Source organism: Exiguobacterium sp. s125 (assembly GCF_018618605.1).
In the GTDB taxonomy this organism is placed as follows: Bacteria; Bacillota; Bacilli; order Exiguobacteriales; family Exiguobacteriaceae; genus Exiguobacterium_A; species Exiguobacterium_A oxidotolerans.
Map to the genome: position 1 here is coordinate 73,907 of NZ_JACSMI010000003.1, position 26,584 is coordinate 100,490.

Here is a 26,584-nt window from a genome sequence, read left to right on the forward strand (position 1 = left end):
TGGAAAGGTGGCACAATTAACAATGGATATCGTGTCGATAATCGGTATTATTCTTGGACTCATCACGCTCGTCGGAGGAATGATTCTAAAAGGTGCTCCTCCAATCGCCTTACTGAACCCTGCGGCACTCGTCATCATCTTCGCAGGTACAGCAGCAGCCATCATGATTTCCTTCCCGAAGGAACGGCTCAAATTGATTCCAGCCCTGTTCAAAGTCATCTTCTTCGAACAAAATTTAATGACCAAACAAAATCTCATGCTTCAATTTTTGACACTATCGACGCAAGCGCGTAAAGAAGGTCTCTTATCGCTCGAAACAGCGATTGAAGAAGTCGACAACGCGTTCATGAAACGTGGTGTCATGATGGTCATCGATGGTCAACCTTCTGAATATGTGGAAGATGTCATGACACGCGACCTCGAAAACATGACAGAACGCCACCATGCGAACGCGAACATTTTCACACAAGCTGGTACATATGCTCCGACCCTCGGTGTTTTAGGGGCCGTCATCGGTCTAGTCGCCGCCCTATCCGATCTGTCGGATATCGAGAAGCTCGGACACGCAATCTCGGGTGCCTTCATCGCCACATTATTCGGGATTTTCACCGGCTATGTTTTATGGTTTCCATTCGCGACGAAACTCAAACAAAAATCAGCAAATGAAATTCAACTCTATGAAATGATCATTGAAGGAATTCTTTCGATTCAAAACGGGGAATCTCCAAAAAACTTGGAGGATAAGCTACTCGTGTATCTGACGCCGAAGGAGCGTGAAACTTATGAAGCGGAAAAAGAAGCCGCATGATGAACACATCTCGGAAGGTTGGCTGATTCCGTATGCCGATCTTTTGACTCTGTTACTTGCGCTTTTCATCGTCCTTTTTGCTTCGAGTAACGTCGATGCCGTCAAACTAAAAGCGATGTCTCAATCATTCAGTTCCGTCTTCAACGGTGGCTCCGGCATGATTACCAATAGCTCGCTCGCGACTTCACAAGAAGAAGAGGACGAAAAAAAGACGGATGCTCGGACGAAAGCACAAAGTTTTGAAATCTCAGAGCTCGAAAAAATTAAAGCCCAAGCGTCCGACTATATCAAAAAAGAAAAGCTCGAAAAAGATATTAAAGTCGAAATCACGAATGAAGGTCTCGTCTTCACGATTCGAGATCGCGCTCTATTTTCTCCTGCGCAAGCTGAAGTCAAAGGCGAAGCCATCCAAATTGCTCAAGGGATGAGTAACTTACTCGTCAAATCTGGACAACGTCAAATTCAAGTGTCTGGTCATACAGATAACATCCCCATTCGTACGGCACAATACCCGTCGAACTGGGAACTCAGTACGGAACGCGCCATCAGTTTCATGCGTGCGTTGCAAAAAAATCCAAAGTTAGAACCAAAACGGTTCACCGTCACCGGATACGGCGAATACCAACCCATCGCTTCGAATCAAACAGAAAGTGGACGGAGTCAAAATCGGCGCGTCGAAGTCCTCGTCCGTCCGTTACTTGATATCAAAGCAGCGAATTTGCTAGATGAAACAACGGTCAAACCGTAAGAAACAACTAATTTCGAAGATGAAGATACACACGAAGGGATTGCCATCTAACATCGATGCGCAATCCCTTTAGACTGTAAAAACCTTTTTATGAAGCGTGAACATGCTGCAGGGTCGCGACCGATTGCTTTTCGCGGTTCTAAAACGATTCGAGACGGATTACGCTCTAAATCGTCTGCATGCCCGGTTTGCCGTCACGGTATTACCTAAAGAGCGTCACGTTTCGTTGACTCCTACGGGAAAAAGTGCGTTGAAAACGCACTTTCAGAGGCAGGCAAGACCCTACTCGTTGTCCGCTAGGATCAAGGAGCAATGGCTTGCGCCTCGCCCGAGGAAAGCAACGAAAAAAGACGCTTAATGTCACGATAGCACGTTGTCTACAGTCTAAAGGGATTGCCATCTAACATTGATGAGCAATCCCTTTAGACTGTAAAAACCTTTTTATGAAGCGTGAACATGCTGCAGGAATAATGTCAATTTTCTCGCCTTGTCTTCAAAGAAGCAATTCACATTGCACTAAGTGAGGAACAAAAAAAGTGAGTCCCAAACACAGACAAGCTGCGTGAAGACCCACTTAACTCGAACATTCATTTTTAGTAATATGGACGAATCATGATGTAGACGATGACACCCGTCAGACTGACATACAGCCAGAGCGGCATCGTAAAACGTGTCCATTTTTTATGTTTCTCGAAATTTTGATTGAGCGCATGTGCGAGCGACATCAAGACGAGCGGCACGATAACCGCTGCCAAAATGATATGCGAAATCAAAATAAAGAAATAGACCGGGCGAACGAATCCTTCGCCGCCAAACTTCGTCGACTCACTCACGGCGTGATACGTCACGTAAGAAACTAAAAAGAGTGTCGTCGTCGTCATGGCACCACCGATGAAACGACGGTGATTGATCCGGTTTCCACGACGAATCGAAATCCATGCTCCAAGTAGGAGCATGAACGTAAAACTGTTAAAAATCGCATTGAAAAACGGTAACAACGTCCAATCAAAGCCATCACTCACCTGAAGCGGTGGCGCGAAAAAAAGTAAGGCGACAAGTAAGTTGATGACGAGCGTCAAAATAATGACGACCGGCACAAAATTACGCCGTTTAGCAGGTTCTTGCATGAATCATTCTCCTTGTTTCCAGTCAAAGTATCGTTTCAACCATTTCGGCAATGGACCATCAAAGAGACGCTCACGCCAGTAAAGATCAGCCGCACGTTGCACAGCCGCACCACGAATCGGATACGGGTGGACGACACGTGACAATTGACCGACTTTATCTTTACGAGCCATCGCATAAACGACTTCTTGCATCCACTCGCCAGCTTGCTCCCCAATCGCATGAGCACCAATTAGTTTACCACGTTTGTTCGCAATCAATTTGACGCGGCCTTCTGTCCGACCATTGATGACGAAACGATCGACTTCATCGAGGCCTGTTTGATAAACCTTGATTTCGTCATATTTTTCGCGTGCTTCTTCTTCGGTCAATCCAAGATGGAACAGCTCAGGCGTCGTGAATGTGACCCACGGGACGGCACGGTAATCGGGCTTCGTCCGTAAACCGAACAAGGCGTTCGTAACGACCGTCTTACCTTCAAGACCCGCGACGTGTGTGAATGGTAACGATTGAATCGTATCACCGACAGCAAAGATGTGCCGTTGACTCGTCCGAAGTGATGCGTCGACTTGCACGTACCCTTTTTGCACATCAACACCGGCGCGATCGAGGCGTAAGGCTTCAATCCGCGGTTTACGTCCGACAGCGACGAGTACGGCATCCGTTTCGATGACACGTGATTCTCCATCCGTTTCGACCGTGACTTCAATCCCACCTGACGCTTTTCGAACTTGCGTCACCGTCGTGTTCAGATGCAACACAAGCTCTTGCTCAATTTGGCGTTGCAAGACTTCAACCATGTCTTTATCTTCTTTCGGCATCAGTGATTTTGCACCTTCAATGACCGTCACTTCTGTTCCAAGATGCGCGTAGGCTTGCGACAGCTCCATCCCGATTGCGCCGCCCCCGATGACGAGCAGACGTTCTGGACGCTCCGTCTGTTCAAAAATCGTTTCGTTCGTCAAATACGGAACCGTATCAAGACCATCGATTGGCGGAATGATTGGTTGCGAGCCTGTCGAGATTGCAAATTTTTCCCCGACAACAAGTTGTCCTGCTACCTCGACTTCGTTTGCACTGAGGAAACTCGCTTCACCGATATAGACATCTACGCCTAAGTCTTCGAACCGTTTTGTTCCGTCATGTGATTGAATGATGTTTCGTGCCCGGTCGACGCTCGCTTTCGTTTTCGAGTAGACCGCGTCACCATTTAATGTGACATTATATTTTTCAGCAGTCTGCTTCATGACATAGACATCGTGTGCTGCTTCAATCAACGCTTTTGACGGGACACACCCGTAGTGTAAACAATCTCCACCGAGATGCGTATGACGTTCAATCAAAGCGACGTGCGCACCAAGACTTGCAGCACCAGCTGCAATAGTCATGCCTGCTGCTCCACCACCGATAACAACGAGTTGATAACTTTTCATTGTGACTCCTCCTTCTGATAACGGTTAACGATATCTTCCATCCGCTTTCGATTGACGCCCCAGTCGGAGTAACCGACGCGTGAGGCAGACCGGAAATGAACAAGATGAGTCGACTGATCAAAATAAAATTCGACATCATCCTTAAAGTGGAAAAACTTACTCGAGAAGACAGCATGGATATAGTCTGGTGTTTCTTTCACGATTTTAACTCGATCGAGACTTTGCAAAATCCGCATGACTTGGAATTTCGAATCTTTCATCGTACCTTTGAACGGTAATGGGTCCATCTTTAACGCTTGTTGATCCGTTTGTGTCGATACTGCGTTCGGTTTTCCATTTAGCAGACTTAATGCTCCATTTGAGACGCCAAGTGCCATGTCTGATTCCTCCGTTTCATTTCTTGAAAAAATAAATACTATTCCCATTTTACTTTACCAGTTCGATTTCGAAAGCGCTTCTCATTCGACTCCCCTGTTATGCTTTCGTCACCGGAAGCAAGATTGTCGCGATAGCACCACCTTCTGGTTGATTATCGATAAATAGTTTTCCTTCATGTGCTTCAACGAGTTCACGGCAAATCGATAGACCCAGCCCGGTCCCACCTTTTCCTTTTTGGACTTGATAAAATTTCTCCGTGACATGACGTAAATGTTCTTTCGGGATTCCTGGTCCTTCGTCACTAAAGGATAAAAAGAGCACACGTTCTGAACGGACGAGACGGATTGTAATTTCGCCACCTACGGGCGAAAAACGAATCGCATTATCTAAGAGGTTCAAGAAGACTTGTTTCAGTCGATTCTCGTCGTAGAGACCGATGACTTGTGCTGGTAACTTCCGCACGATGGTGACTTCTTTTTCTTCGACCTTTTGACGCAGTTGAGCCGTGACGGCTTCGATGATTTCCGTCAAGTTGACTTCCTGACGGTATAAGACGAGGCGACTCGTCTCAAGCTTCGAAAAGTCGAGTAACTGTTCAACGAGTGAAATCAGTCGTTCCGTCTCCGAGTGGATGATGCCCATACCGAGCGAGGCTTCTTCCGGTAGACGCTCTTTCTCTGCGAGCAATGTTTCACTCCATCCTTTGATTGAAGTCAGCGGTGTCCGTAACTCATGTGATATCCCAGAAATAAATTCATCTTTCAACGTTTCTTGTTGCTTGATCTGTTGTCCCATGTAGTTGATCGTCCGCGCGAGTTCTCCCAGTTCGAACGTATAGGCCTCATTCACTTTAACGTCGTAATGTTGCTTTGCAATTTGATCTGACGCCCCGATGACTTCTTGAATCGGTCGGACGATCGAGGAGACGAGTCGGGAAGAATAAATATAGGCGAGCCCCCAAATGAGGATTCCGAGCAAAAGGATTGCTAAACAAATCTCCATAACCCGTTGATCGATTTGATTGAGTGACGTCGTATAGCGTAACGCCCCTGTCGTCTGTCCGAAAGAGACGACGGGTTCTGTCACTTCAAGCAGATGTTCATCCGTTGCAACATCATCATAACGCTTCGTTATTGTTTCCCCAGCTTGGAGTTGTGTAATCTCTTCGTTCACTAATTTTCGTTTTGAGATGAAGCCAGTCGACGAATAGCGGGGGACGCCCTTCGCATCCAGCACCTCAATCTCAGCATCTTCATACGCATAGGAATCGAGGACGTCATGAATCGTCGCATCTGAATCCATGTAGTCATATGCCAAGCCACTATTTGCGAATAGGACAGCGCTCGCATTCGCATGCCGCTTCAAGACGTCTGTCGCCGTCACATAATAATAGTTATAGGTCACAAACGATAAAATCCCGATGACGAGCAGAACGGTCACCGTAATAATCGTCATGAACCGCATCAATATCTGTCGTTTCATTTTTCGTTACGCCACTTGTAGCCATGCCCCCACAACGTTTCGATAAACTGTGGTTCAGCCGGGTTTTCTTCAATTTTTTGACGAAGACGACGAATGTTGACATCGACGGTTTTTCGATCGCCGAAATAGTTTTCTCCCCAGACGGCATCAAGCAATTCATCCCGTGACATGACTTGATCTTCATTTTTAATGAAATGACAAAGTAAATCGTACTCTGTCGGCGTCACTTCGACATCGACGCCTCCTTTTTGGACACGCTTCGCGCCAAGATCAATCCGGAATGGTCCTGAAATCAGCTCGCGTGGTTGCTTCCGACGACGTAACGTTTCGACGCGTCGTAACAACGATTGAATCCGAGCCAGTAATTCGGCCGGGCTAAACGGCTTCGCGATGTAATCGTCCGCCCCGACACTGAGCCCCATGACTTTGTCTTCCTCACGTGTCCGCGCTGTCAACATGATGATCCCGACGACTTCATCTTGCGCCCGTGCTTGCTCGCATACAGCAAATCCATCGACTTCAGGCATCATGATATCGAGTAACATAATATCGAATGTCTCTTGTTTAAATTGTTCTAACGCTTCTCGTCCATTTTCCGCTTCACTCACTTCATACCCTGCCCGTTTTAAATTAATGACGATGAAACTTCGAATCGCGTGTTCATCCTCAGCCACTAATATTTTTGTCATGTTCGCTTCCTCCTACTTCGACTCTATTCGACGAGCGTTACGTTCGCTGCGTACTCTTCATATGATTTTGTGACATTCACGACATAAACGTAGTCAATGCCTTCTTTGATTTTCTTTTTTTGCGGACTGGCAATGTACTGATTTTTCGGAATCACTTCGATTTCGAAATCGATTCCGTTCGTCTCCTGATTGATGAAGCGGATCCGATTATCTTTTTTATCAATCGTCTCTCGCGTCGCCCAGCGCGCCGGGAAGCGCATGACGAAATTGTATTCTAAATCGATGTATTGTTCTTCTCGGAGTTCAAATCCCGATTCGAGAAAAGGCGACACGTCCAAGCCGTTCCATGTGTAATAGGCCGTGATACGCGGTTTATCCTCACCAATCGGACCACTGCTGTTTTTTGGTGTGTACTGGTGTGCAAACTCTACGATTCCATCTTTATCGACGTCTTTCGGATACGTATACATCGGTTCGATGATTTCTGTTTGATTGCCGAATGTATGCTGCACAAGCCGACCTTCGTCCAGTTGAAACAGCGCCACATGCATCGCGGCATCACGTGTAAAAGAAATGAGCAATCCTCTTTTTTTAGACACATCAATCGAATCAACTTCAAACAAATCATGATCCGCGAACAAGTCACCCTCTTTTGTCGTCAAAGACATCGCCTGGCGATCAGATGGATTTAACACATCCTTGTAGTACATCACTTTTGCCGGTCGCCCTTTTTTCAAAAGAAGCATATCTTGTTGCTGATCTTGATTTAAGTCAGCAATCGTGACTCGATCGTATGTATCTACCTTCGTAATGTCTGCCGTTGGTTGAAGGAGATTTTTTAAGAGATAAACCGTGTTCGTCTCAAGGTTCGATATACCAATCACTAATTGATTAGACGTTTTCATCGGATTCAACACAACATGCAGTTGGTCGATTGTCTTTCCTTCTGCAATCGGTCGTCGTACCTTTAATGACCAACTCTCTTGTTTACGCTCGTGAACCAATAAATGAATTTGGAAGTCTCCGTTCACTTCAGTCCGATAAAAGGTGACCGCTTCTTGATGACCGTCCTGATTCAGGTCGATCAATTCATATAACCGTGATATCGACTGGTTTCGGGGGGCGATGATTTCTGCTCGTTCCGGGAGGTCGTGCTCAATTTTTTCCTTTAATGCAGTCTCCCATTTCGGTAGGGCCGGATGCTGTAGTAAGGTCGCAGGGTGCGGCAGGCTCAGACCACATCCTGCTAAATATAGGGTCGATAAAATAATGGCAACATATCTCATAGTGGTTGAATCCTTTCCATTCGTGCTCTAATCAAACTGTATCATACTCTTCCTAAGGAGAGTATATTGTCGAATAGGAGGCAGCTTGATACGATAGAACAGATAATTGAAAGGGGCTTACACTGAATGGCTTACGAAATGATTGTGCTCGATCTTGATGATACATTGTTGACGAGCGACCATACGATTTCCAAAAAAACGAAACAGGCACTACTCGACGTACAACGTCGTGGAAAAAAAGTCGTCCTCGCGAGCGGACGACCTACTTATGCGATGACTGATTTAGCGAAGGAACTTGAACTCGAACGTTACGGAAGTTTCATCCTTAGTTTCAACGGTGCATCCATCATCAACTGTCAGACAAACGAATCACTGTTTTCGAGTACACTCAGCCCGGAAACGGTTCATGGGCTTTACGATTTAAGTCGTCGTGAAGGCATCTATATCCATACGTACGTCGGTCACGAAATTTTTACGGAGACACCGAACGAGTATACGACGCTTGAAGGTCAATTGACGGGGATGGACGTCATCACGGTACCGGACTTTAAAGCTTCCGTAACAGAGCCAGTCGTCAAATGTCTGATGCTTGCTGAAGAACAACGCTTAGCGGAAGTCGAACAACAACTTCAAGTCGAACTTGCGGGTCAACTCGCAGTCGCACGTTCTAAACCCTTCTTCCTTGAGTTCACAGAAGCTGGTGTGACGAAAGGTACGAGTTTGGAACTTCTCGCTCGTCACCTCGGTATTAAACAAGCAGACGTCATCGCCTGCGGGGACGGCAACAACGACTTATCGATGATTGAATGGGCAGGCCTCGGTGTTGCGATGGCAAATGCTGCCGATACCGTCAAAGAGCGCGCTCAGCATATGACGGCTTCAAACGATGAAGACGGCATCGCACTCGTCATCGAACAATTCATGATGGATTGAGTTTTCAGATGACGATGCGCTAACTACAAAAAGCCGAATGTCTTCCCGCACTTAAAAGGGGGAAATCATTCGGCTTTTTGTAGTGAACCTCCTACCCAAAACAGAATTTCCTGTTCGTTTGTCAACCGTCTAATCCCGTTTAGAATATTCTCTGTTTCATGAGATACACCAATCAATCGGTTGGCGCCCTTGTTCTTCGAGCCACTGATTGACACGCGAGTAAGGCCGACTTCCAAAAAAACCACGGTTCGCCGATAACGGGCTCGGATGGACCGACTCCACTATCAGATGACGCGAGGTATCAATTAATACTTTCTTACTTTTTGCATGATTTCCCCAAAGAATAAACGCAATCGGTTCCTCCTGTGCACTGAGTACTTCGATCACTCGGTCAGTAAAGGCCTCCCAGCCCTTTTTAGCATGGGATCCGGCCTTCCCATCTTCGACCGTCAACGATGTATTCAAGAGGAACACCCCTTGATCCGACCACTTTTCGAGATTTCCAGTCGTTGGTTGCGTGCATCCTAAATCGGTTACAAGTTCTTTATACATGTTTCGTAACGACGGTGGAATCTTGACCCCGTCGTTCACGGAAAAGCTTAATCCGTTCGCTTGATTAGGTCCATGATAAGGATCCTGTCCTAAAATGACGCATCGAACGGCTGACGGTGCGACCGCATCAAACGCATGAAAAATCCGATCCTTCTCCGGATAAACCGTTGTCTCTTGATAGGCCGATTGAACGAACGACCAAAGTTGTTGAAAATATTCTTTTTCTTTTTCTTCTTTTAAAATCGTTTGCCAAGCAGGATGCATACAACTTCACTCCTTTTTCGGTCTTAGGACCCTGTTTGTTTAGATGGGTTCTGCTATGATGGAAAATGAGGTGGATTAACAATGATTCAAACAACAGAACTCTTCGGGTTACCGTTCGTCAATGCCACACCATCGACATGGTATACCCATATTAAAACAGTCTTACACGACAATGAAAAAGCTTTTCTTGTGACGGCAAATCCTGAGCTCGTTCTCCGCTCTTTGCGTGATCCGGAATACAACGCCATCCTGAAGAGGGCGACGTTCATCACACCAGACGGCATTGGTGTGACTGCCGCCAGTAAACGTCTAGGCAACCCATTGCAGGCGACGCTTCCTGGAATTGAAACAGCACGGGAATTGTTGCGAACGGCTGACAATTTACACAAACGTGTCTTCTTACTCGGAGGTCGCCCGGAAGTCATGAAATCGTTGATTAAACAATTATCGATCCGTTTTCCGAATATCCAGTTCGTCGGGACATTTCATGGATTCGGTAAGGATCAGGAAGCTGCCGACGCCATTCGCTCTGCACAGGCTGATTTAATCCTTGTCGCGCTCGGAGCACCCAAGCAGGAGCAATGGATTGCTTCCGTTTATGATCTCGTCGATCGCGGCATCTTCATCGGGGTCGGTGGTGCCTTCGATGTTTGGTCCGGTCATAGCAAACGAGCCCCTAAAGTGTTCCGCAAACTAAAACTAGAATGGCTTTACCGTATTTCGACACACCCTCGCGGTTTCGAGAAACTGAAGGACCTCGTTTTGTTTGCATTGCTTGTTCTACGTAAAAAATCACACATCTAATCAAAAAAATCCCTTCGTCCAGTCATTCGGACGAAGGGATTTTTTTAACTTACGCGTTGACCGTTGAGAACGCACGACCTAGTTCTTTCGCTTTTGCGATTGCTTCTTCTTTGATTTCTTCTGCTTTTTCTGGGTTCATCGCCATACCTTCGATGAAGAGCGCGTCGTATTCAGTCACACCTGTGAATGCGAGTGCTTGACGGAGATAATCGTCACCGAAGTTCAAACCAGAACCTGTGTAAACGCCGCCTGTTGCTTGGATGTGGAGTGCTTTTTTACCTTCCATCAATCCTTTTGGACCTTCAGCTGTGTAGGCAAATGTTTTTCCAGCAAGAAGAACGCTGTCGATGTACATTTTGAGACGTGCCGGGAATGAGAAGTTCCACATTGGTGTAACGAAAACATATTCGTCAGCTGCCATGAACTGCTCGAGGTGTTTCGTCATTGTCCCGACTTTAGCGATTTCGACTTCTGAAAGCTCTTCACCTGTCGCGAATTTGCCCCATGCACTTAATACGTCTGTATCGATTTCTTGGACGTCTTCGCTGTAGAGGTTAAGTACTTCTACTTCTGCATTCGGGTTTGCTGCTTTATAGCTTTCAAGGAACGCTTCACCTGTTTGAAGGCTGAACGAATGTTCCGTAGATTTTGGGTTTACAGTTACATAAAGTAATTTAGTCATTTTTATTTCCCCTTTTTATTTAAAGTAATTTCTGTAACTAAACATACCAACATCATTTTCATTTGTCAATTCGTTTGATTTCAAAGTATTAACTCTATGAAAAGACAAACAAAAAAGATGAAATCTCACCTTTCGGTGACATTCCATCTAGATTGAATGGATCGGCTGGCATTACGCTTTTTCAGAATGCGTATAATTATCTGCCCGGTACCCGACTCGTTTAAGTTGATCAATCAATTGTTCTTTTTCGCTAACCGTCAAGTCGCTGAATAAGTCCATCAAAAATGCTTCATGTTTCGGGAACGTTTCTTCCATCAACGCTTGACCTGCCTCAGTCAACGTACCGAATGTGACGCGACGGTCTGTCGGGCAAGATTTGCGTGCTAGTAGTCCACGATTTTCAAGTTTATCTACTACGTAAGTGACACTTCCACTCGTCAATAAAATCTTGTCGCCGATTTGCTGGAGCGGTGTATCGCCTTTATGATACAACAACTCAAGCACACCAAATTCTGAAGGATTCAATTGATGGGTCTTGATGTCTGCTTTTACTTGTTCCGTCACAGCATGCATCGTTCGCGATAAGACTACGAGCAATTTTAGTGCTAGTTTCGAATCTGTCGCTTCCATTTTACGTTCGCCCCTCTTTATCTTGATTCGCAAATAATCATAGTCCTCTTTTTTACATTGGTCAATTGCGGTCAAAATCCTCATGCCTTCTTCCTCTTGAAATTGTTCTTGCCGTGGAACGCGTTCCATAGTCTATCGTCATGGTATACACTACTAAGGAGGTCTTCTATATGTCGCTTCATACACGACTAAAACGTCTCTACAAATGGAACGTCGCCTTCGAACTTGCGATTGAGCAGCTCGGGACGCCGACCGGTTATTACCTTTGCAAACATACCTTGATTGAACAATATCCCCATTTAACACCGGCTGAAAAAATGAAGCTTCTCGAAAGAATTACGGAGCAAATCGAACGCTCTGATTCGTCGTCCGGACCGATCACGAAGCAACACTGGATTCAACTCGAACAACAACTATCTAGCTAAGGATAGGAGGGATTTTGAATGACGAACATTCGTGACTTGGCTCACGAAGCAAACGTTTCCGTGACGACGGTTTCACGCGTCCTCAACGATCATCCTTATGTCGCTGAAGAAAAACGGCGTGCCGTCAAAGAAGCCATTTTAAAGCTCGGCTACATCAGAAATCAGACAGCTGTCCATCTCTCGACTGGACGGACGAAAACGATTGGCGTCATGTTACCGTTCGTCGACCATCCCTATCATGCCGCGATTCTTCAAGGAATCGCTAAAAGTGCCTTCGAGGACGCCTATCGCTTTTTAACGTGGCAAACGAACTATTTCGAAGAACATGAACGAACTGTTTTACGCGCGCTTGCGCAACGTGAAGTCGATGGCTTAATCATCGTCTCACACAGTCTTGCCGTCTCTGAAATTCTTTCGTACGAACAATACGGTCCAATTGTCTTTTGCGAGTTGCATGAATATGTCTCATCCGTCTATATCAATCATTACACTGCGTTTTGTAAAGGCTTGACGGCACTCCAGCAACTCGGTCACCACCAGATCGGTATTTGCCTTGGACGGGCTGATAGTACGAATAGCCGCGCCCGCAAGCAAGCCTATCACGACCTCGTCGAACCTAATTCGAATGATTGGGTGTATGAGCAAACGTTGACGATTGAAGATGGTACCCGCGTCGCCGAACATTGGCTCAGTCAGAAACAGCGCCCTTCCGCTATCATGACGACGAGTGACCACGTCGCTGCCGGACTGATCATCGCGCTCAGAAAACGAGGGTACCGTATCCCGGAGGACCTATCTGTTATCGGATTCGATGGCAGTGACCTCGCAGAAGTGCTCGATTTGACAACGATTGCGATTCCGTATGCGTTAATTGGTCAACAAGCTTTTTCGCTCGTAACGCGTGATGTCACGAATCAACCGTTACAAATCGAAATCCCGGCAACCCTTCGGATGGGGAATACTGCGGCACAGCTTCCCTTTGCCGATTGAGAATGAGAACTAAAACACCCGCTTCTTGTCTCGCACAAGAGCGGGTGTTTGTCTTGTTCTTATAAAGTTCCTGCCGCGACGTAACGCGATCCCCAATACCCACCGCGGAATGATTCTTTGACGACTTGACCATAATACGAGTTAGCATTGATCATCGTCGAACCATCGACTGCAATACCGACGTGCTGGATGCCACTGCCATGCGTGAAGAACACGAGATCCCCGGCTGCTGGTGCCGTCCGTTTCGTTGCTGCATATTGTGAGGCTGCCGTACGTGGTAAAGATTTACCGAGCGCACGGTAAACGTAACTTGTGAATCCAGAACAATCAAAGCTCGTCGGACCCGTTGCACCAAAGACATATGGACGTCCTTTTAACCCTTCAGCGACAGATACAATCGTCGCACCTGTTTTTGAGAGTCCCGCTGTTGCTTTTTTATTGTAGCTCTTCGTGTACATCGCAACGATGTACGCTGTCTTACCTTGATAACGCAACCGATACCAGTTGTTTGAGGTTTTGCTCGTGACAGTGACTGACTGGCCGAGCTTCAGCTGACCGAGTTTCTTCCCACTGACCGTGGCTTTCGAACGGATATTCAACACATCGACTGAAACGACTACTTTTTTTACCGATGCTGCTTTGGTTGCTTGTGGGACGGAACTCCAACTGCTAACGACTAATGTCACGAGTATAAATAAACGGATCCAGAGCGATACTTTCATCTTTTACTAATCCCCTTTTAAGTAAAGTTGACGGTTATGTAAAACGAATTAAATTGTCAGATAATTTCTGTTTTTATCCTATCATTTTGATTCCATCGCTCGTGTTACAGTTTATTGACAGGAATGCCTTCCTGTAATACTTTTGTAACAAAATAAAAAAAACAGGTTATAGAACGGCTTTATGAAGCCATTCTATAATTCCTGTTTCAGAGAGGTTTTTGTTTGAAATCAATTAATCGATTGACTTCTTTTTCCGAAAACGTGCTAAGAACTCATAGACAATCGGGACGATGAGAAGTGTGAGTAACGTCGAACTCGTTAACCCACCAATGACCGTGACCCCAAGTCCTTTCGAAATCAACGCGCCGCCTTCTAGACCGAGGGCGAGTGGTGATAAGGCACCAATTGTTGCGAGTGCCGTCATCAAGATAGGACGAAGTCGTGTGCCTGCTGCATCGAGCAGGGCCTCACGTGTCGCTAGACCTTCATTTTCCTTATGAATGACACGGTCAATCAAGACGATTGCATTCGTGACAACGATTCCGATCAACATCAAGGCTCCGATTAGTGAGGAAACCGAGATCGTTTCGCCAGTAATCAATAGGGCGAGTAAACCACCGATGATTGCGAACGGAAGTGAGAACAAGATGACGAGCGGCGTCAATGCTCCACCGAAAGTCACGACAAGAACGAGATAGACGATCGCGACTGCTGCTGCCATCGCAAGACCAAGTTGTGTGAACGATTCTTGAATCTGCTCCGTCACCCCACCGACTTTGTAAGAAACACCTGTCGGAAGGTCAATTGTTTTGACAGCATCGTCAATTGCTTGTGATGCTTCCGTCGCTTTATCTGTTTTCAGTTCTGCCGTCACGGTTGCGACGAGTTTCCCGTCTCGTTCATTTAACGAGTCCGGTGTCGTGCCTTTTTTGACAGAGACGAAATCAGATAACTTTTTAACACCGAGCGGCGTCGTGATATCGGCTTCTTCTAAATCATCAATCGAGTCGTACGTCGTTTGTTCGTTTGGTACGATGACGTCCAATTCTTTCCCGTCTACTTTTATAGTAGAAAGTGGTTTTTCGACGCCTTGCACGTTAGCGATTCCTTGCGCGAGTTGGGCTGTCGACACACCGAACTCGGCAGCTTTTTGTTGGTCGACTTCAAACGTGTACTGCGTATATGAATCTTTTAAGTCGGTCGTTACCTTCCGAACGTATTTTGATTCACCTTCGATTGCTTTAACGAACTTCGGTGTGATCGTTTCTAGATCTTCGATTGAATTCGCGAAGACTGAATACGAAACACCAGATGAACCGGCACCACCACTGAAGTCTTGTTCTTTCCATTCTCCAGTCGGGATGGCTTCATTCAAGTCTTTCACTGCCTGTTGTTTCACGTCTGCGAATTCCTCTGTATCTGGATCATACTGGGCGATGAAGACCGCTTGTTTCGTATTTCCCGGATTAAGTGGATTTTCGCCTCCTACCGTGAACTGGAGATTGTCGATATTCTTTTGTTTATCAAAATAAGCTTCAGCTTGATCCGCTGCCTCAAGCGAGTCATCAAGCGTTTGACCTGGTTCCGGATTATACGTCACATAAAACGTTTTTTCACTCTCTTGATTCAAGAAGTTGACCCCAATCGCCGGTACGAGAGCAAAGCTTCCGACAAGCATTAAGACTGCAAGACCGAAGACGATTAATTTATGGTTCAAGGACCAGTTCAACACGCCACGGTACCAGCTCGCTAATTTCCCGCCATCTTCTTTTTCCGGTTTCGGTGCTTTCCCACGTTTGAACAGTGAGTCAGCAAACATCGGTACGACTGTTACGGCAACAATCAGCGATGCGAATAATGCAAAGACAACTGTCAGTGCGAACGGCAGGAACAGTTCACCAACAAATCCTGTTACGAACCCGAGTGGTAAGAAAACAGCAATCGTCACGATTGTTGATGATGCGACCGGAATGAACACTTCACGTGTTGCATCGATGATTAAGGCTTTACCTTTAAGTTTTTCGCCGGGATCCGTTAAGCGACGATAAATATTTTCGATGACGACGATCGAATCATCGACGACACGACCGATTGCGACCGTCATCGCACCAAGTGTCATGATGTTCAACGAGATATCCATCTGTTTCAAGACAAGAATCGCCATCAGTAACGACAACGGAATCGAAATGACTGCAATGATTGTCGATTTAAAGTTGCGTAAAAATAAAAGGATGATGATGATCGCAAATAATGCACCAATCAAGGCTTTACTGATCATCGTTGAGACAGACTCTTCAATCGGTTTTCCTTGGTCGAGTGTGACTGACGTTTTGACCGATCCGTTTTCTTTTTCAAAATCTTGAATCGTTTCTTTGACGGCAGTGACGACATCGACGGTATTCGCATCCTGTGATTTCGTCACTTGAATTCCGATTGAACGTTCACCGTTCGACCGCGAAATCGATTCTTCGATTCCTTTATCTTCTACTTTTGCGAGCTCAGACAATTTAACAGTCGGGACTTGTGTTGGTGTTGGCGCTTGTCCTTCTGTTGGTGCTTGTCCTTCTGTTGGCGCTTGTGGCGTCGTCGGAGCTTGTGAAGGAGCTGCCGGTGTATCGCTTGCTGCCTGTTGCGGCGTATAAGGCAAACGAAGATTTTTTAATTCTGTGACCGTCGTAGCTTTTCCATCAAGCACAACAGCTTGCTCTTTGTCACCAAGCTCGTATAAGCCGAGTGCTAAACGCGAATCATTCGCTTGAATCAGTTGCTTGACGTTATCTTCTGTCAATCCATATTGCTGTAGCTTTTCATCATCGAATCGAATTTCAATCCGACGAATCTCTTGCCCAGCGATTTGAACCGTTTGAGCGCCTTCGATCCCTTCAAGTTTCGGTTGAAGTTCTGTCTCGACGAGCTTCGTCAACTCGGAGAGTGAACGTTTTTCGTCTGATACTGCGAAACCGACAACGGGGAAAGCATCGAATGAAATCCGTGAGACATTTGGTTCTTGCGCGCCTTCTGGTAATTCAACATTCGCTAATGCTTCTTTGACTTGTTGTTCTGCTTCATCCATATCCGTACTGAAGCTGTAGTCGATTTGTAGATTTGAGGCGTTTTGGAAAGATGTCGATCGGACCGTCTCGACGCCTCCTAGATTTTCGACCTTACTTTCGAGTTCTCGACTGACTTCATCAAGGACTTGTTCAGGCGTCGCCCCTGGATAAATCGTCGTTACCGAAACAGTCGGTGTCGTAATGTCTGGTAGCGTTTCGAGTTTCATCGTCGTTCCTGCATAAATCCCAGCGACGGTGATGATGATCGTCAGCAACCAAAGAGCAAATTTATTATTCACTGAAAATTGAATGATACGCTTCATGGTAATTATTCGCCTTCTCTCTGTTTTTTATTTCATATTTACTCTTTATCTGAAGCTTGGTCGATTTCGCGCGCCCGTTTTAATAGACGCTCGACCAATTGTTGACGCTCTGCTTTTGACGGCTGAGCGAACTTAAAGTGCTCCGACATTTTCAACCCATCTAATACGAATCGAATCATCATCGCTTCGACCGGATCAGCGCTCTCCATCAATTGATTAAAGAACTGATTAACTTGCTTTTTTCGTTCTTCGACAAACGCTTCATTTTCTTTCAAGAACGATAACAAAAACAAGACCGTATCGATATCCAAGTGAAACTCTTCCTCGTGATTCGCTTGTAACGTGACAAACGCTTCCATCTGACCTAAACCTTGATCCAGATATTCTTGATACTGCTTAAACTGACGGGATTCTTGTTCTTCAATCACACCCATCAGCAACTCTTCTTTAGAAGCGAAATGATACAATAAGCCACCCTTAGAAACATTCGCTTGTTTCGCGACTTCTTCTAACGTCAATTGCGGAAACCCACGGCTCATCATGACTTGAACAGTCGCGTCAGTGATTCGCCGTCTCGTTTCTAACGCTTTCGCACTAACCATACGTTACCTCCTTTCTTTTACTATACCGTCCAGACGGTTTATTTCTTCACTATACGAATTTTCATTTGATAATGCAACCGTCAATGCATGTTTCACGTGAAACGTTTTCAATTTTTACGAAAAAAGACACATTCTCGTCTGAACCGTGACGGAATATGCCTAAAGTCGTTCGATTTACGCTTCGCGTGCACTCTCACTTAATGCCGCTCGCATTATTTTCTTCAATTCATGCGTACGTAACACTTGAACCCCACGATCAGTTGGTCCACCCTCCGCCGCGACATCATCAATCAATGCCTCAGTCGGTCGATCGTCTTGAAGCAAAAGTTCGGCCGACCCTTTCATTGCTTGGGCGATGATCCGTCGCGCTTGTTGTGCTTCAAATCCGGCTTCCGTCAAAACAGGAGTCATCGCACCTACGATTTCATAGAAGAAAGCCGGACTGCAGCCAGCAGCAGCCATTAAGAACGGCATAGTCGTTTCATCCGTTTCTACCACCTCACCGACGCGTAGAAAAAGTTCCGTCGCCAATTGTTTTTGTTCCATCGCTACTTGATGACCGAACCAAAGCCCTGTCATCCCTGTCCGAAAAGCGACCGGTGTATTCGGCATCGCACAGACTGCACCGCAACCTGATATCTGTTCAATTTCATCCGGTGTGATATGTGCTGCGACAGAAACAAGCAGTTGATTCGTCCACTCATGACGCTCTACGTATTCCAGTACGCCGTCAGGTTGCATGGCTAAGACGACGATATCGAATGACTCGATATTCTCTTCTTCAATGATTTGAACACCATGTTCATTAGCGAGCTCTGATAAACGCTTACGATCTGCACGATTCGTCATCGTAATTGATTCGGGCGCAATTCCTGAATCAATCCATCCTTTGACCAACGATTCACTCATCGATCCTGCACCAACCATTAAAATGTTCATAACGTTCCTCCCACAACAAAAAAGGACCTGTTGTGCCAGGTCCTTTTCGTATTTTCCTTTTTAATTATACACGAAGTTCCAAGTCTTCGACAGCGACGACACGAAGCCCTTTTTCGTTCAATTTCTTCACGATTTTATTTTTTGTTTTCTCATCACAATCAAGCGGAAGGGTAATGAGAACACGACGCATGACACTACTTTTGGCATCAAGTGTCATGAGACTAGCAACCGTCGAGTATTTGTTGACGATTTTTGCGATTTTTTCAAGAGCACCTTTTTGTTCACTCAGTGCGATCGTCAACACGTAACTTCCTGAATCACGATTCCATGCCTCTTCCAACATCCCAAGCATTTTCCCGTGCGGTAAAATACCAAAGAATTGACCGTCATCATTTAGTACGGCGATGTATGGTAATTCTTTGATCGAAAAGAAGACTTCAAAGAAATTGCTTGCTGTATAGATGAATTTTGATGTGTTCTTAATGAGTGTCATGACATTGTCATCTAAACTGCCACCATTCATCCCATGGCGATAAATATGCATTTTATAGATATTTCCTTTAAATTCTTGACCTGACTGGTCGAGTACAGGTACGCAACGATATCCTGTATCTTCTAACGTCTTTAACGCTTCACGAAGCGTTGCCGTCTCTGAAATCTTGATACATTGGTGTTTTGGTATACATAAACTTTGCACGAGCATACAAAACGTCCTCCTCTATTTCACTTTGTGTTGTAACCTACTTCTTTATCCTTTGTACTTATTCGTTCTGTTATACATTTTTCCTGCTTCTCTTCTATTCCCTACTATTACAATAACAAAAACACAGATAAAACCCATTGAATACAAAGAAAATAGTCTTGAAAAATCTTTATCCAGATTATTTATTAATTTATCAACCCTATTAACTTTAAGTTTTATTAAGTTTTCGTAAACGCGGTACATAGTTGTATTCTTTTACAATAACGTCTGATACAATCGAACTCGTGAAGTTACTTCACTATTCTATTCTTGTTCTTAATATGGAGGCAGAAGAAATGTTTAGTAAAAAACAAGATCCATTCGCAGTGAAATTATCCGAGATTGCCGAACACTTGCAACAGACGTCTCAGTTTTTCGTTGATTTTAAAATCAATGGTATTGCGGACGTTAAAGAATTCGCGCATAAAGTCAAAGACTTTGAAACTGCTGGTGACGACTTGATGCACCAATTGATCATCGACTTGAACAATGCATTCATCACACCGATTGATCGCGAAGACTTGCTTGCACTCGCGAACTCACTGGATGATGTACTCGATGGATTTGAAGAATGTTCCGCGATTTTTGAGATTTATAACATCGTCCGTGCCGACGAACATATGATTAAATTCGTCGATGAGATTCATATCGCCGTCAACGAACTCGCTTTAGCGATGGACCTTCTTGTCGCACGTAAGCTTCAACCGATGCGTGAACATGTCATCAAAGTAAAAGAACAAGAAACGATTTGTGACGACTTACGTCGTAAATCAATCAAAGCATTGTTCGCGACTGAAACTGATCCAATTAAAATCATTCAATATAAAGAAATCTATGAATCGCTCGAATCAATCGCCGATTACTGCCAGGACGCAGCAAACGTCATTGAAACGATCATCATGAAAAACGCATAAGTGAGGAGCTAACGAGATGGATAGTCTGTTTATCATCACCGCTATAATCGTGATTCTCGCACTTGGCTTCGATTTCATTAATGGTTTCCACGATACGGCGAACTCGATCGCGACTTCAGTGTCGACTCGTGCATTGAAACCACGTCACGCCATTATCCTTGCTGCGACGATGAACTTTTTAGGGGCAATCACATTTACTGGAGTCGCTAAGACGATTTCCGGGGACATTGTTGACCCGTCAACACTAGAACACGGAAGTTATGTCGTCATCGCTGCTCTCCTCTCTGCGATTGCTTGGAATCTATTGACGTGGTACTTCGGTATTCCGTCCAGTTCTTCGCATACGTTGATTGGTTCGATTGCCGGTGCTGCGGTTGCTTCAGTCGGATTCGGCGGTATTGAAACAAAAGGCTTCTTAAAAATCGTCCAAGCCTTATTGATTTCGCCAATCCTTGCTTTTACACTCGGTTTTCTCGTCTACGGCATTTTTAAAGTAGTTTTCAAAAAAGGGAACTTGGCGAAGACGAATCGTCGCTTCCGTCATATGCAGATTGCGACTGCAGCCCTTCAATCATATACACACGGAACGAATGATGCGCAAAAAGCGATGGGGATCATCACCCTCGCCCTGATTTCTTCTGGTTTTCAGACCGATCATGATGTGGCCCTTTGGGTAAAACTCTCTTGTGCCATCGCGATGGGACTCGGGACGTCTGTCGGTGGATGGCGGATCATCAAAACAGTTGGTGGTCAAATCATGAAAATTCGTCCTGTCAACGGCGTAGCGGCTGACTTGACGTCTGCTGCCATCATCTTTGGTGCGACGGCGATTCACCTTCCTGTATCAACAACGCATGTGATTTCCTCTGCCATCATGGGTGTCGGAACATCGCATCGTAAAAAAGGCGTTAAATGGGGTACGGCTAAACGAATGCTGATCACATGGGTCATCACATTACCGATTTCGATGGCATTCGCCGCTCTGATTTATACGATTCTTGATTTTCTTTTCATTAAATAGTCTCGTCCCCCACTCGTTCATTTGAGGTGGGGGTTTTACTTACACTTCATAAGTTGCCGCAGTTGTCGCTCTGGTCATAATTCGCTATGATGAGAAAAAGAAGTAGCGCTATTTTATTAGGAGGAATTCCAAATGACAAAACGTAAAGCATTAACGATTGCTGGTTCTGACACGAGTGGCGGAGCCGGTATCCAAGCAGACTTAAAAACGTTCCAAGAACTTGAAGTCTACGGCATGAACGCGCTGACAGTCATCGTCGCGCAAGATCCTGATCAGGCTTGGCACCATGCGGTTTATCCAATCGATGCAGAACTCGTCCGGACACAAATCCATACAGTCCTCGGAGGAATCGGTGTCGATGCAATGAAAACGGGGATGCTTCCGACTGTCGAAATCATCGAAGTCATTGCTGAAAAAATTAAAGCATCAGGCGTTAAAAACGTCGTCATCGATCCGGTCATGGTCTGTAAGGGTGAAGATGAAGTACTCAACCCGGATACAGCGAATGCCTTACGTGACATTTTGACACCGCTCGCGACAGTCGTCACACCGAACGTTTTCGAAGCGGGACAATTGTCCGGTCTTGGAAAAACACCTTCGACGATTGACGAGATGAAACTTGCAGCAGCACGGATTCATGAAAAAGGTGCACAATATGTCCTCGTTAAAGGTGGCAGCAAGATTGATCACCCTCGAGCAGTTGACGTGCTTTATGATGGGAAAGAGTTTATCCTAATTGAGGATGAACGCATTGAGACACCATATACGCACGGGGCAGGATGTACGTATTCTGCAGCGATTACAGCAGAACTCGCTAAAGGCGCTTCGGTCGAAGAAGCTGTCCGAACTGCCAAATCGTTTATCACAGCAGCGATTCGTAACTCATTCCGTTTGAATGAATATGTCGGTCCGACTGATCATGCTGCACATCGTACAGTTAAGTCTTAACACGTTCAGGAAGTCCGCGCAGTGATTCGCGGGCTTCTTTCTGTATTCGAAGGGAGAGATACTATTGCAAACACTTGATTTAAAGGTCGTTCAACAGTACATTGACGATCATGCGAACACACCACTTTACGTCCATGTCGAAACAACGAACGGTGCGTATGCGACGCACCAAGACCCGACGTTCCACAGTGCGGGGATGTTTTTCCGCAATGCGGAAATCACATACGAACGCGGCTTGATCACAGGAAACGGTCCATACCGGATTGGTCTTAAACTTGCCCACGGATGGCTATACGGTGAAGGATTAACCGATTATGAATTCGCGGGAGAGCAACTCTTGATCGCAGGACATGATGTCGAAGGCCGCCTCGCGATTGCTTTTGAGCTCAGTCCGACACCATTCGCTCAAGGCGCAGAGGAGGTAGAATGATGGCTTACAATGAACACGATCACCTGCTCGTCATCTTCCCTCACCCGGACGATGAAGCATTCAGCTCGGCCGGGACAATCATCGAGCATGCAACGAACCGCGGACCTGTTACGTACGCCTGTTTGACGCTCGGTGAAATGGGACGCAACATGGGACGTCCCGTCTTTACGAACCGGGAACAACTCGCGACGATCCGCAAACGTGAATTAATCGCAGCAGCTGAAAAAATGCAGATTACCGATCTTCAAATGTGGGGATTACGGGATAAGACGGTCGAATTCGAAGATGAAGCAGCACTCGCTGAACGGATTGGACAGTTGATTCAAAAAACACGTCCGACTCGCGTGATTTCATTTTATCCGGGCTATGCCGTCCATCCGGACCACGAAGCAACAGCACGTGCTGTCGTTCGTGCCCTTCGCGCAATCGACGAAGCCGATCGTCCTGAATTTCTTGCCGTCGCTTTTGCGAACAACACAAAAGACGAACTTGGCGAAGGTACGTTCATTCATGATGTCAGTGCATATACGGATCAAAAAGTTGCTGCACTTGAAGCCCACGCTTCTCAAACAGGTGGACTGATGAAGGTCATTTCGGAAGACTCGAACATCCGGGACCTCCTTGTCAAAGAACGCTATTACCACTATCCATTATAATGAAGAACCTCGAAACGACTCCGACGTCGTTCGAGGTTTTTTTCGTAGAACAAAAGATTCACACGACTCAAGACGCTGACTCTGCGCGCTTTTCCCTGCAGGCGTCACAGGAGGCTGAATCTTTTGAAACCCGCAACGATCAACGCGAGAAAGAGTCGACTTTTCTTTGCTCGTCTGCTAGTGTGAATAGTTGAGACTGTGTCTCCGGAGTTCGTAACCTCCTCCGTCACAAAAACTAGGAATGGAAGTGTAAACTATGAAAAATGAACGTGCTCTTGTCGTCTTCAGTGGCGGCCAAGACTCGACGACTTGTCTGTTTCAGGCACTCGCGAACTATTCCGAAGTCGAAGTCGTTACCTTCAACTACGGACAGCGTCATGCCGAGGAACTCGAAGTCGCGCGAACGATCGCAGCAGAACTTGGTGTCAAACACCATGAGCTCGATCTCTCACTCCTCAGTCAACTCACAAGCAATTCGTTGACCGATCACACTCAAACAATCACGACGAACGAAGATGGACTTCCTTCTACATTCGTAGATGGCCGAAACCATCTATTCTTATCTTTCGCAGCCGTCCTTGCTAAGGGACGTGGCATCCGCCATATCATCACGGGTGTATGCGAAACTGATTTCTCCGGATACCCGGATTGTCGTGACTCCTTCATCAAGTCACTTAACGTGACACTCAACCTCGCGATGGATTATCCATTCGTCATTCACACGCCACTGATGTGGCTCGATAAAAAAGAAACATGGGCGCTAGCCGATTCGCTAGATGCTTTTGATTTCGTCCGTGAACGGACACTGACGTGTTACAACGGTATTATCGGAGATGGTTGCGGCGACTGCCCAGCTTGTGAATTACGGAAAAAAGGCTTAGACGCCTACATCGAGGAGGGAACTACCCATGAAATTCAACTATGAAGCACCCGAAACTGTCGAGCGCCCGACCGGCGACTCGCTCATCTATACAAAATCACGCGTCATGATCGTCAAAAAATTGACGTTTGATGCTGCCCATCACCTGTATGACTACGATGGAAAATGCCGTGCCTTGCATGGTCATACGTATCACGTCGATCTCGGAATCAGTGGATTCCTGGACCACCGCGGGATGACACTTGACTTTGGTGACCTGAAAAAGATCTTCAAAGAACATCTCGAACCATTGCTCGATCACCGTTATTTAAACGAATCGCTTCCCTATATGAATACGACGGCAGAAAACATGTCGGCCTGGATTTTTGAAACGCTCGGACAGCATTTACCGGACGAACGCGGTCTCCGTGTCGAATTCGTCAAGTTATATGAGACACCGACTGCCTTCGCTGAAGTCCGCCGCGAATGGATGAATGAAGCATGAGTCAACTGAAAAAAATACCAAAGATTCCTGTGCTTGAAATTTTTGGTCCAACGTTTCAAGGAGAAGGTCGTTCGATCGGACAAAAAACAATGTTCGTCCGGACAGGCGGATGCGACTATTCATGTGCCTGGTGTGATTCTGCCTTTACCTGGGACGGATCAGAAAAACCGGACCTCCTGACGGCAGAAGATATCCTAACGCGTCTCGATGCGCTCGGTTCGTATGGGCACGTGACGATCTCCGGGGGGAATCCATTGCTCCACGCATCAATCGGTACGCTCGTCGACGCCTTAAAGGCACGTGGCATCACGATGTCTGTCGAAACACAGGGTTCGTATTGGCAAAACTGGTTACTCGATATCGAAGACGTCACCGTCAGCCCGAAGCCGCCGTCAAGTGGCATGACGGTCGATTACGATCGGCTCGACGTCTTCTTCAAACGACTCCCTGAACTGCAACGTGCTGTCAAAATCGTCATCTTCGACGAAGCGGACCTCGACTTCGCAGCAGCGATTTCTGAACGATATGCGTTAAAAACACTGTATCTATCACTCGGTAATCCGGATCCGGCGGAAGAAGGTACGATTGCTCCGCGGATGTTGTCCGACTTAAAAACTTTATGGGAACGCGTTGCGCAAGATGAACGATTTAATCATGCCCGTGTTCTACCACAACTGCACGCCCTCGTTTTCGCGAACGATCGTGGCGTTTAAAAAGGAGTTCTATTCATGCGTCCAGAAGATTTAAACGACTTATCTTTGCTCGGTCAAAAGGCCGTTCCTTATATTTTTGAATATCAACCGGAAGTGCTCGAAGCGTTCCCGAACCGTCACCCAGAGAACGATTACTTCGTTAAGTTCAATGCACCGGAATTCACGAGCCTTTGCCCAATCACGAATCAACCGGACTTTGCGACCATCTATATTTCGTACATTCCTGACGAAAAACTCGTCGAGTCAAAATCATTGAAGCTTTACCTCTTCAGCTATCGTAATCACGGGGATTTCCATGAGAACTGCATCAATGTCATCGGAAAAGACCTCGTCAAATTGATGGAGCCGCGCTACCTTGAAGTCTGGGGGAAATTTACACCACGCGGTGGCATCTCGATTGATCCGTACTATAACTACGGAAAACCCGGTACAAAATACGAAAGAATGGCAGAACACCGTTTGTTCAACCATGATCTTTATCCAGAAACGGTCGATAACCGTTAATCCGAAAACCATCAAAAAAAGCCAAATTCCTGACGTGATCATTTCACGAGAATTTGGCTTTTCTTCTATCTAATCGACTGTGTATGAACGTCAGCTCGATGGTAAATCCACGATTTTTTCTCGTTCTGCCTGAGCATGAATCGCTTCTGCTGACCAAGTATGTCGTAAGAGGTGCTCATAAGGAACGCCCAGCGCCTTCGCTAAGCGATCAATCATCGAAACGGACGGATGCGCGATACTTGACTCAATCCGTTGAATCATCTCAAACGTTGTTTCCGTCATAAGCGCAAGTTTTTCTTGGTCGATGTTCTGTCGCTCACGTAATGTTTGGATACGCTCTCCATAATTCGCAAGTGGATTCATCGCTTGATTCATGAGTTTTCAGTCTCCTTTATCGTCTCCCAGCTACTCCTACCCGATGCTA

At 46.0% G+C, this 26,584-nt stretch carries 30 protein-coding genes; 15 read left to right on the plus strand and 15 right to left on the minus strand.

Features of this window, described 5'->3' with window-relative positions:
• Positions 1–22 precede the first annotated feature (22 nt).
• Both motA and motB read left to right on the plus strand, forming a co-directional pair.
• Positions 23–808, plus strand: a complete 786-nt coding sequence (gene motA / locus KNQ05_RS10055) for a flagellar motor stator protein MotA (RefSeq protein ID WP_088838159.1) — start codon at positions 23–25, stop codon at positions 806–808.
• Complete coding sequence (motB, locus tag KNQ05_RS10060; protein ID WP_088838160.1) at positions 783–1,556, plus strand: flagellar motor protein MotB; 774 nt, start codon at positions 783–785, stop codon at positions 1,554–1,556. The genes motA and motB overlap by 26 nt, the downstream gene beginning before the upstream one ends.
• A gap of 593 nt (positions 1,557–2,149) precedes the next feature.
• On the opposite strand, the gene KNQ05_RS10065 is transcribed toward motB, so the two are convergent.
• From KNQ05_RS10065 to KNQ05_RS10090, 6 genes are all read right to left on the minus strand, one after another.
• On the minus strand, positions 2,150–2,683 hold the full coding sequence (locus tag KNQ05_RS10065) for a DUF420 domain-containing protein (RefSeq protein WP_088838161.1): 534 nt from the start codon (positions 2,681–2,683) through the stop codon (positions 2,150–2,152).
• Between the two features lie 3 nt (positions 2,684–2,686).
• Positions 2,687–4,114 (minus strand): dihydrolipoyl dehydrogenase family protein, encoded by a 1,428-nt coding sequence (locus KNQ05_RS10070; RefSeq protein ID WP_214802241.1) that lies wholly within the window; start codon positions 4,112–4,114, stop codon positions 2,687–2,689.
• On the minus strand, positions 4,111–4,491 hold the full coding sequence (locus KNQ05_RS10075) for a DUF1499 domain-containing protein (protein WP_088838162.1): 381 nt from the start codon (positions 4,489–4,491) through the stop codon (positions 4,111–4,113). Before KNQ05_RS10075 ends, KNQ05_RS10070 begins: the two co-directional genes overlap by 4 nt.
• A gap of 97 nt (positions 4,492–4,588) precedes the next feature.
• Positions 4,589–5,974 (minus strand): sensor histidine kinase, encoded by a 1,386-nt coding sequence (locus KNQ05_RS10080; RefSeq protein ID WP_214766385.1) that lies wholly within the window; start codon positions 5,972–5,974, stop codon positions 4,589–4,591.
• Complete coding sequence (locus tag KNQ05_RS10085; RefSeq protein ID WP_088838164.1) at positions 5,971–6,663, minus strand: response regulator transcription factor; 693 nt, start codon at positions 6,661–6,663, stop codon at positions 5,971–5,973. The genes KNQ05_RS10080 and KNQ05_RS10085 overlap by 4 nt, the downstream gene beginning before the upstream one ends.
• Positions 6,664–6,686: 23 nt before the next feature.
• Positions 6,687–7,949 (minus strand): hypothetical protein, encoded by a 1,263-nt coding sequence (locus KNQ05_RS10090; RefSeq protein WP_214805281.1) that lies wholly within the window; start codon positions 7,947–7,949, stop codon positions 6,687–6,689.
• 126 nt (positions 7,950–8,075) lie between these two features.
• Between KNQ05_RS10090 and KNQ05_RS10095 the strand changes: the two genes are divergently transcribed.
• A complete protein-coding gene (locus tag KNQ05_RS10095) occupies positions 8,076–8,882 on the plus strand; it encodes a Cof-type HAD-IIB family hydrolase (RefSeq protein ID WP_214766381.1) in 807 nt (268 codons plus the stop codon).
• 156 nt (positions 8,883–9,038) lie between these two features.
• Here KNQ05_RS10095 and KNQ05_RS10100 read toward each other — a convergent pair whose 3' ends face one another.
• Positions 9,039–9,698 carry a uracil-DNA glycosylase gene (locus KNQ05_RS10100; RefSeq protein WP_029332011.1) on the minus strand — a complete coding sequence of 220 codons (660 nt, stop codon included), beginning with the start codon at positions 9,696–9,698 and terminating at the stop codon, positions 9,039–9,041.
• 81 nt (positions 9,699–9,779) lie between these two features.
• Between KNQ05_RS10100 and KNQ05_RS10105 the strand changes: the two genes are divergently transcribed.
• Entirely contained in the window at positions 9,780–10,502 is a 723-nt protein-coding gene (locus KNQ05_RS10105) for a WecB/TagA/CpsF family glycosyltransferase (protein WP_214805283.1), read from the plus strand.
• A gap of 49 nt (positions 10,503–10,551) precedes the next feature.
• On the opposite strand, the gene KNQ05_RS10110 is transcribed toward KNQ05_RS10105, so the two are convergent.
• Together KNQ05_RS10110 and KNQ05_RS10115 are read right to left on the minus strand one after the other, a co-directional pair.
• Positions 10,552–11,184, minus strand: a complete 633-nt coding sequence (locus KNQ05_RS10110; RefSeq protein ID WP_029332013.1) for an NAD(P)H-dependent oxidoreductase — start codon at positions 11,182–11,184, stop codon at positions 10,552–10,554.
• A 171-nt stretch (positions 11,185–11,355) separates the two neighbouring features.
• Positions 11,356–11,814 (minus strand): MarR family winged helix-turn-helix transcriptional regulator, encoded by a 459-nt coding sequence (locus KNQ05_RS10115; protein WP_088838529.1) that lies wholly within the window; start codon positions 11,812–11,814, stop codon positions 11,356–11,358.
• 170 nt (positions 11,815–11,984) lie between these two features.
• Here KNQ05_RS10115 and KNQ05_RS10120 point away from each other — a divergent pair, with 170 nt between their 5' ends.
• On the plus strand, positions 11,985–12,239 hold the full coding sequence (locus KNQ05_RS10120; protein ID WP_088838169.1) for a hypothetical protein: 255 nt from the start codon (positions 11,985–11,987) through the stop codon (positions 12,237–12,239).
• Positions 12,240–12,257: 18 nt separating this feature from the next.
• Complete coding sequence (locus tag KNQ05_RS10125) at positions 12,258–13,229, plus strand: LacI family DNA-binding transcriptional regulator (protein ID WP_088838170.1); 972 nt, start codon at positions 12,258–12,260, stop codon at positions 13,227–13,229.
• A gap of 59 nt (positions 13,230–13,288) precedes the next feature.
• Here the strand turns inward: KNQ05_RS10125 and KNQ05_RS10130 are convergent, their stop codons facing one another.
• From KNQ05_RS10130 to cbpA, 5 genes are all read right to left on the minus strand, one after another.
• The gene (locus KNQ05_RS10130) at positions 13,289–13,951 is read right to left on the minus strand and encodes a C40 family peptidase (RefSeq protein ID WP_214805285.1); all 663 of its coding nucleotides are present in this window, start codon (positions 13,949–13,951) and stop codon (positions 13,289–13,291) included.
• A gap of 232 nt (positions 13,952–14,183) precedes the next feature.
• Positions 14,184–17,327, minus strand: a complete 3,144-nt coding sequence (locus KNQ05_RS10135) for an efflux RND transporter permease subunit (RefSeq protein ID WP_088838172.1) — start codon at positions 17,325–17,327, stop codon at positions 14,184–14,186.
• Between the two features lie 38 nt (positions 17,328–17,365).
• Entirely contained in the window at positions 17,366–17,929 is a 564-nt protein-coding gene (locus KNQ05_RS10140) for a TetR/AcrR family transcriptional regulator (protein ID WP_088838173.1), read from the minus strand.
• Between the two features lie 174 nt (positions 17,930–18,103).
• A complete protein-coding gene (locus tag KNQ05_RS10145) occupies positions 18,104–18,868 on the minus strand; it encodes a pyrroline-5-carboxylate reductase family protein (RefSeq protein ID WP_088838174.1) in 765 nt (254 codons plus the stop codon).
• 64 nt (positions 18,869–18,932) lie between these two features.
• Positions 18,933–19,571 (minus strand): cyclic di-AMP binding protein CbpA, encoded by a 639-nt coding sequence (gene cbpA, locus KNQ05_RS10150; RefSeq protein WP_088838175.1) that lies wholly within the window; start codon positions 19,569–19,571, stop codon positions 18,933–18,935.
• Positions 19,572–19,906: 335 nt separating this feature from the next.
• On the opposite strand from cbpA, the gene KNQ05_RS10155 reads away from it, so the two are divergent.
• The 9 genes from KNQ05_RS10155 (at position 19,907) to queF (ending at position 26,160) form a co-directional block, all read left to right on the plus strand.
• A complete protein-coding gene (locus tag KNQ05_RS10155) occupies positions 19,907–20,524 on the plus strand; it encodes a DUF47 domain-containing protein (protein ID WP_214805287.1) in 618 nt (205 codons plus the stop codon).
• 16 nt (positions 20,525–20,540) lie between these two features.
• Positions 20,541–21,545: an inorganic phosphate transporter gene (locus KNQ05_RS10160; RefSeq protein ID WP_088838176.1), complete on the plus strand. Its 1,005-nt coding sequence runs from the start codon at positions 20,541–20,543 to the stop codon at positions 21,543–21,545.
• Between the two features lie 132 nt (positions 21,546–21,677).
• Positions 21,678–22,493, plus strand: coding sequence for a bifunctional hydroxymethylpyrimidine kinase/phosphomethylpyrimidine kinase (locus tag KNQ05_RS10165; protein ID WP_029332026.1), 816 nt, complete (start codon positions 21,678–21,680; stop codon positions 22,491–22,493).
• A gap of 64 nt (positions 22,494–22,557) precedes the next feature.
• Positions 22,558–22,923, plus strand: a complete 366-nt coding sequence (locus tag KNQ05_RS10170; protein WP_088838178.1) for a YojF family protein — start codon at positions 22,558–22,560, stop codon at positions 22,921–22,923.
• Entirely contained in the window at positions 22,923–23,579 is a 657-nt protein-coding gene (gene bshB2, locus KNQ05_RS10175; protein ID WP_353048339.1) for a bacillithiol biosynthesis deacetylase BshB2, read from the plus strand. Before KNQ05_RS10170 ends, bshB2 begins: the two co-directional genes overlap by 1 nt.
• Before the next feature lie 256 nt (positions 23,580–23,835).
• Positions 23,836–24,504: a 7-cyano-7-deazaguanine synthase QueC gene (gene queC, locus KNQ05_RS10180; RefSeq protein ID WP_088838180.1), complete on the plus strand. Its 669-nt coding sequence runs from the start codon at positions 23,836–23,838 to the stop codon at positions 24,502–24,504.
• On the plus strand, positions 24,488–24,943 hold the full coding sequence (queD, locus tag KNQ05_RS10185) for a 6-carboxytetrahydropterin synthase QueD (protein WP_029332031.1): 456 nt from the start codon (positions 24,488–24,490) through the stop codon (positions 24,941–24,943). Before queC ends, queD begins: the two co-directional genes overlap by 17 nt.
• The gene (gene queE / locus KNQ05_RS10190) at positions 24,940–25,656 is read left to right on the plus strand and encodes a 7-carboxy-7-deazaguanine synthase QueE (RefSeq protein WP_214805289.1); all 717 of its coding nucleotides are present in this window, start codon (positions 24,940–24,942) and stop codon (positions 25,654–25,656) included. The genes queD and queE overlap by 4 nt, the downstream gene beginning before the upstream one ends.
• Positions 25,657–25,671: 15 nt before the next feature.
• On the plus strand, positions 25,672–26,160 hold the full coding sequence (gene queF, locus KNQ05_RS10195; RefSeq protein WP_029332033.1) for a preQ(1) synthase: 489 nt from the start codon (positions 25,672–25,674) through the stop codon (positions 26,158–26,160).
• 90 nt (positions 26,161–26,250) lie between these two features.
• Here the strand turns inward: queF and KNQ05_RS10200 are convergent, their stop codons facing one another.
• Positions 26,251–26,535 carry a helix-turn-helix domain-containing protein gene (locus KNQ05_RS10200; RefSeq protein ID WP_214770156.1) on the minus strand — a complete coding sequence of 95 codons (285 nt, stop codon included), beginning with the start codon at positions 26,533–26,535 and terminating at the stop codon, positions 26,251–26,253.
• Positions 26,536–26,584: the final 49 nt, after the last annotated feature.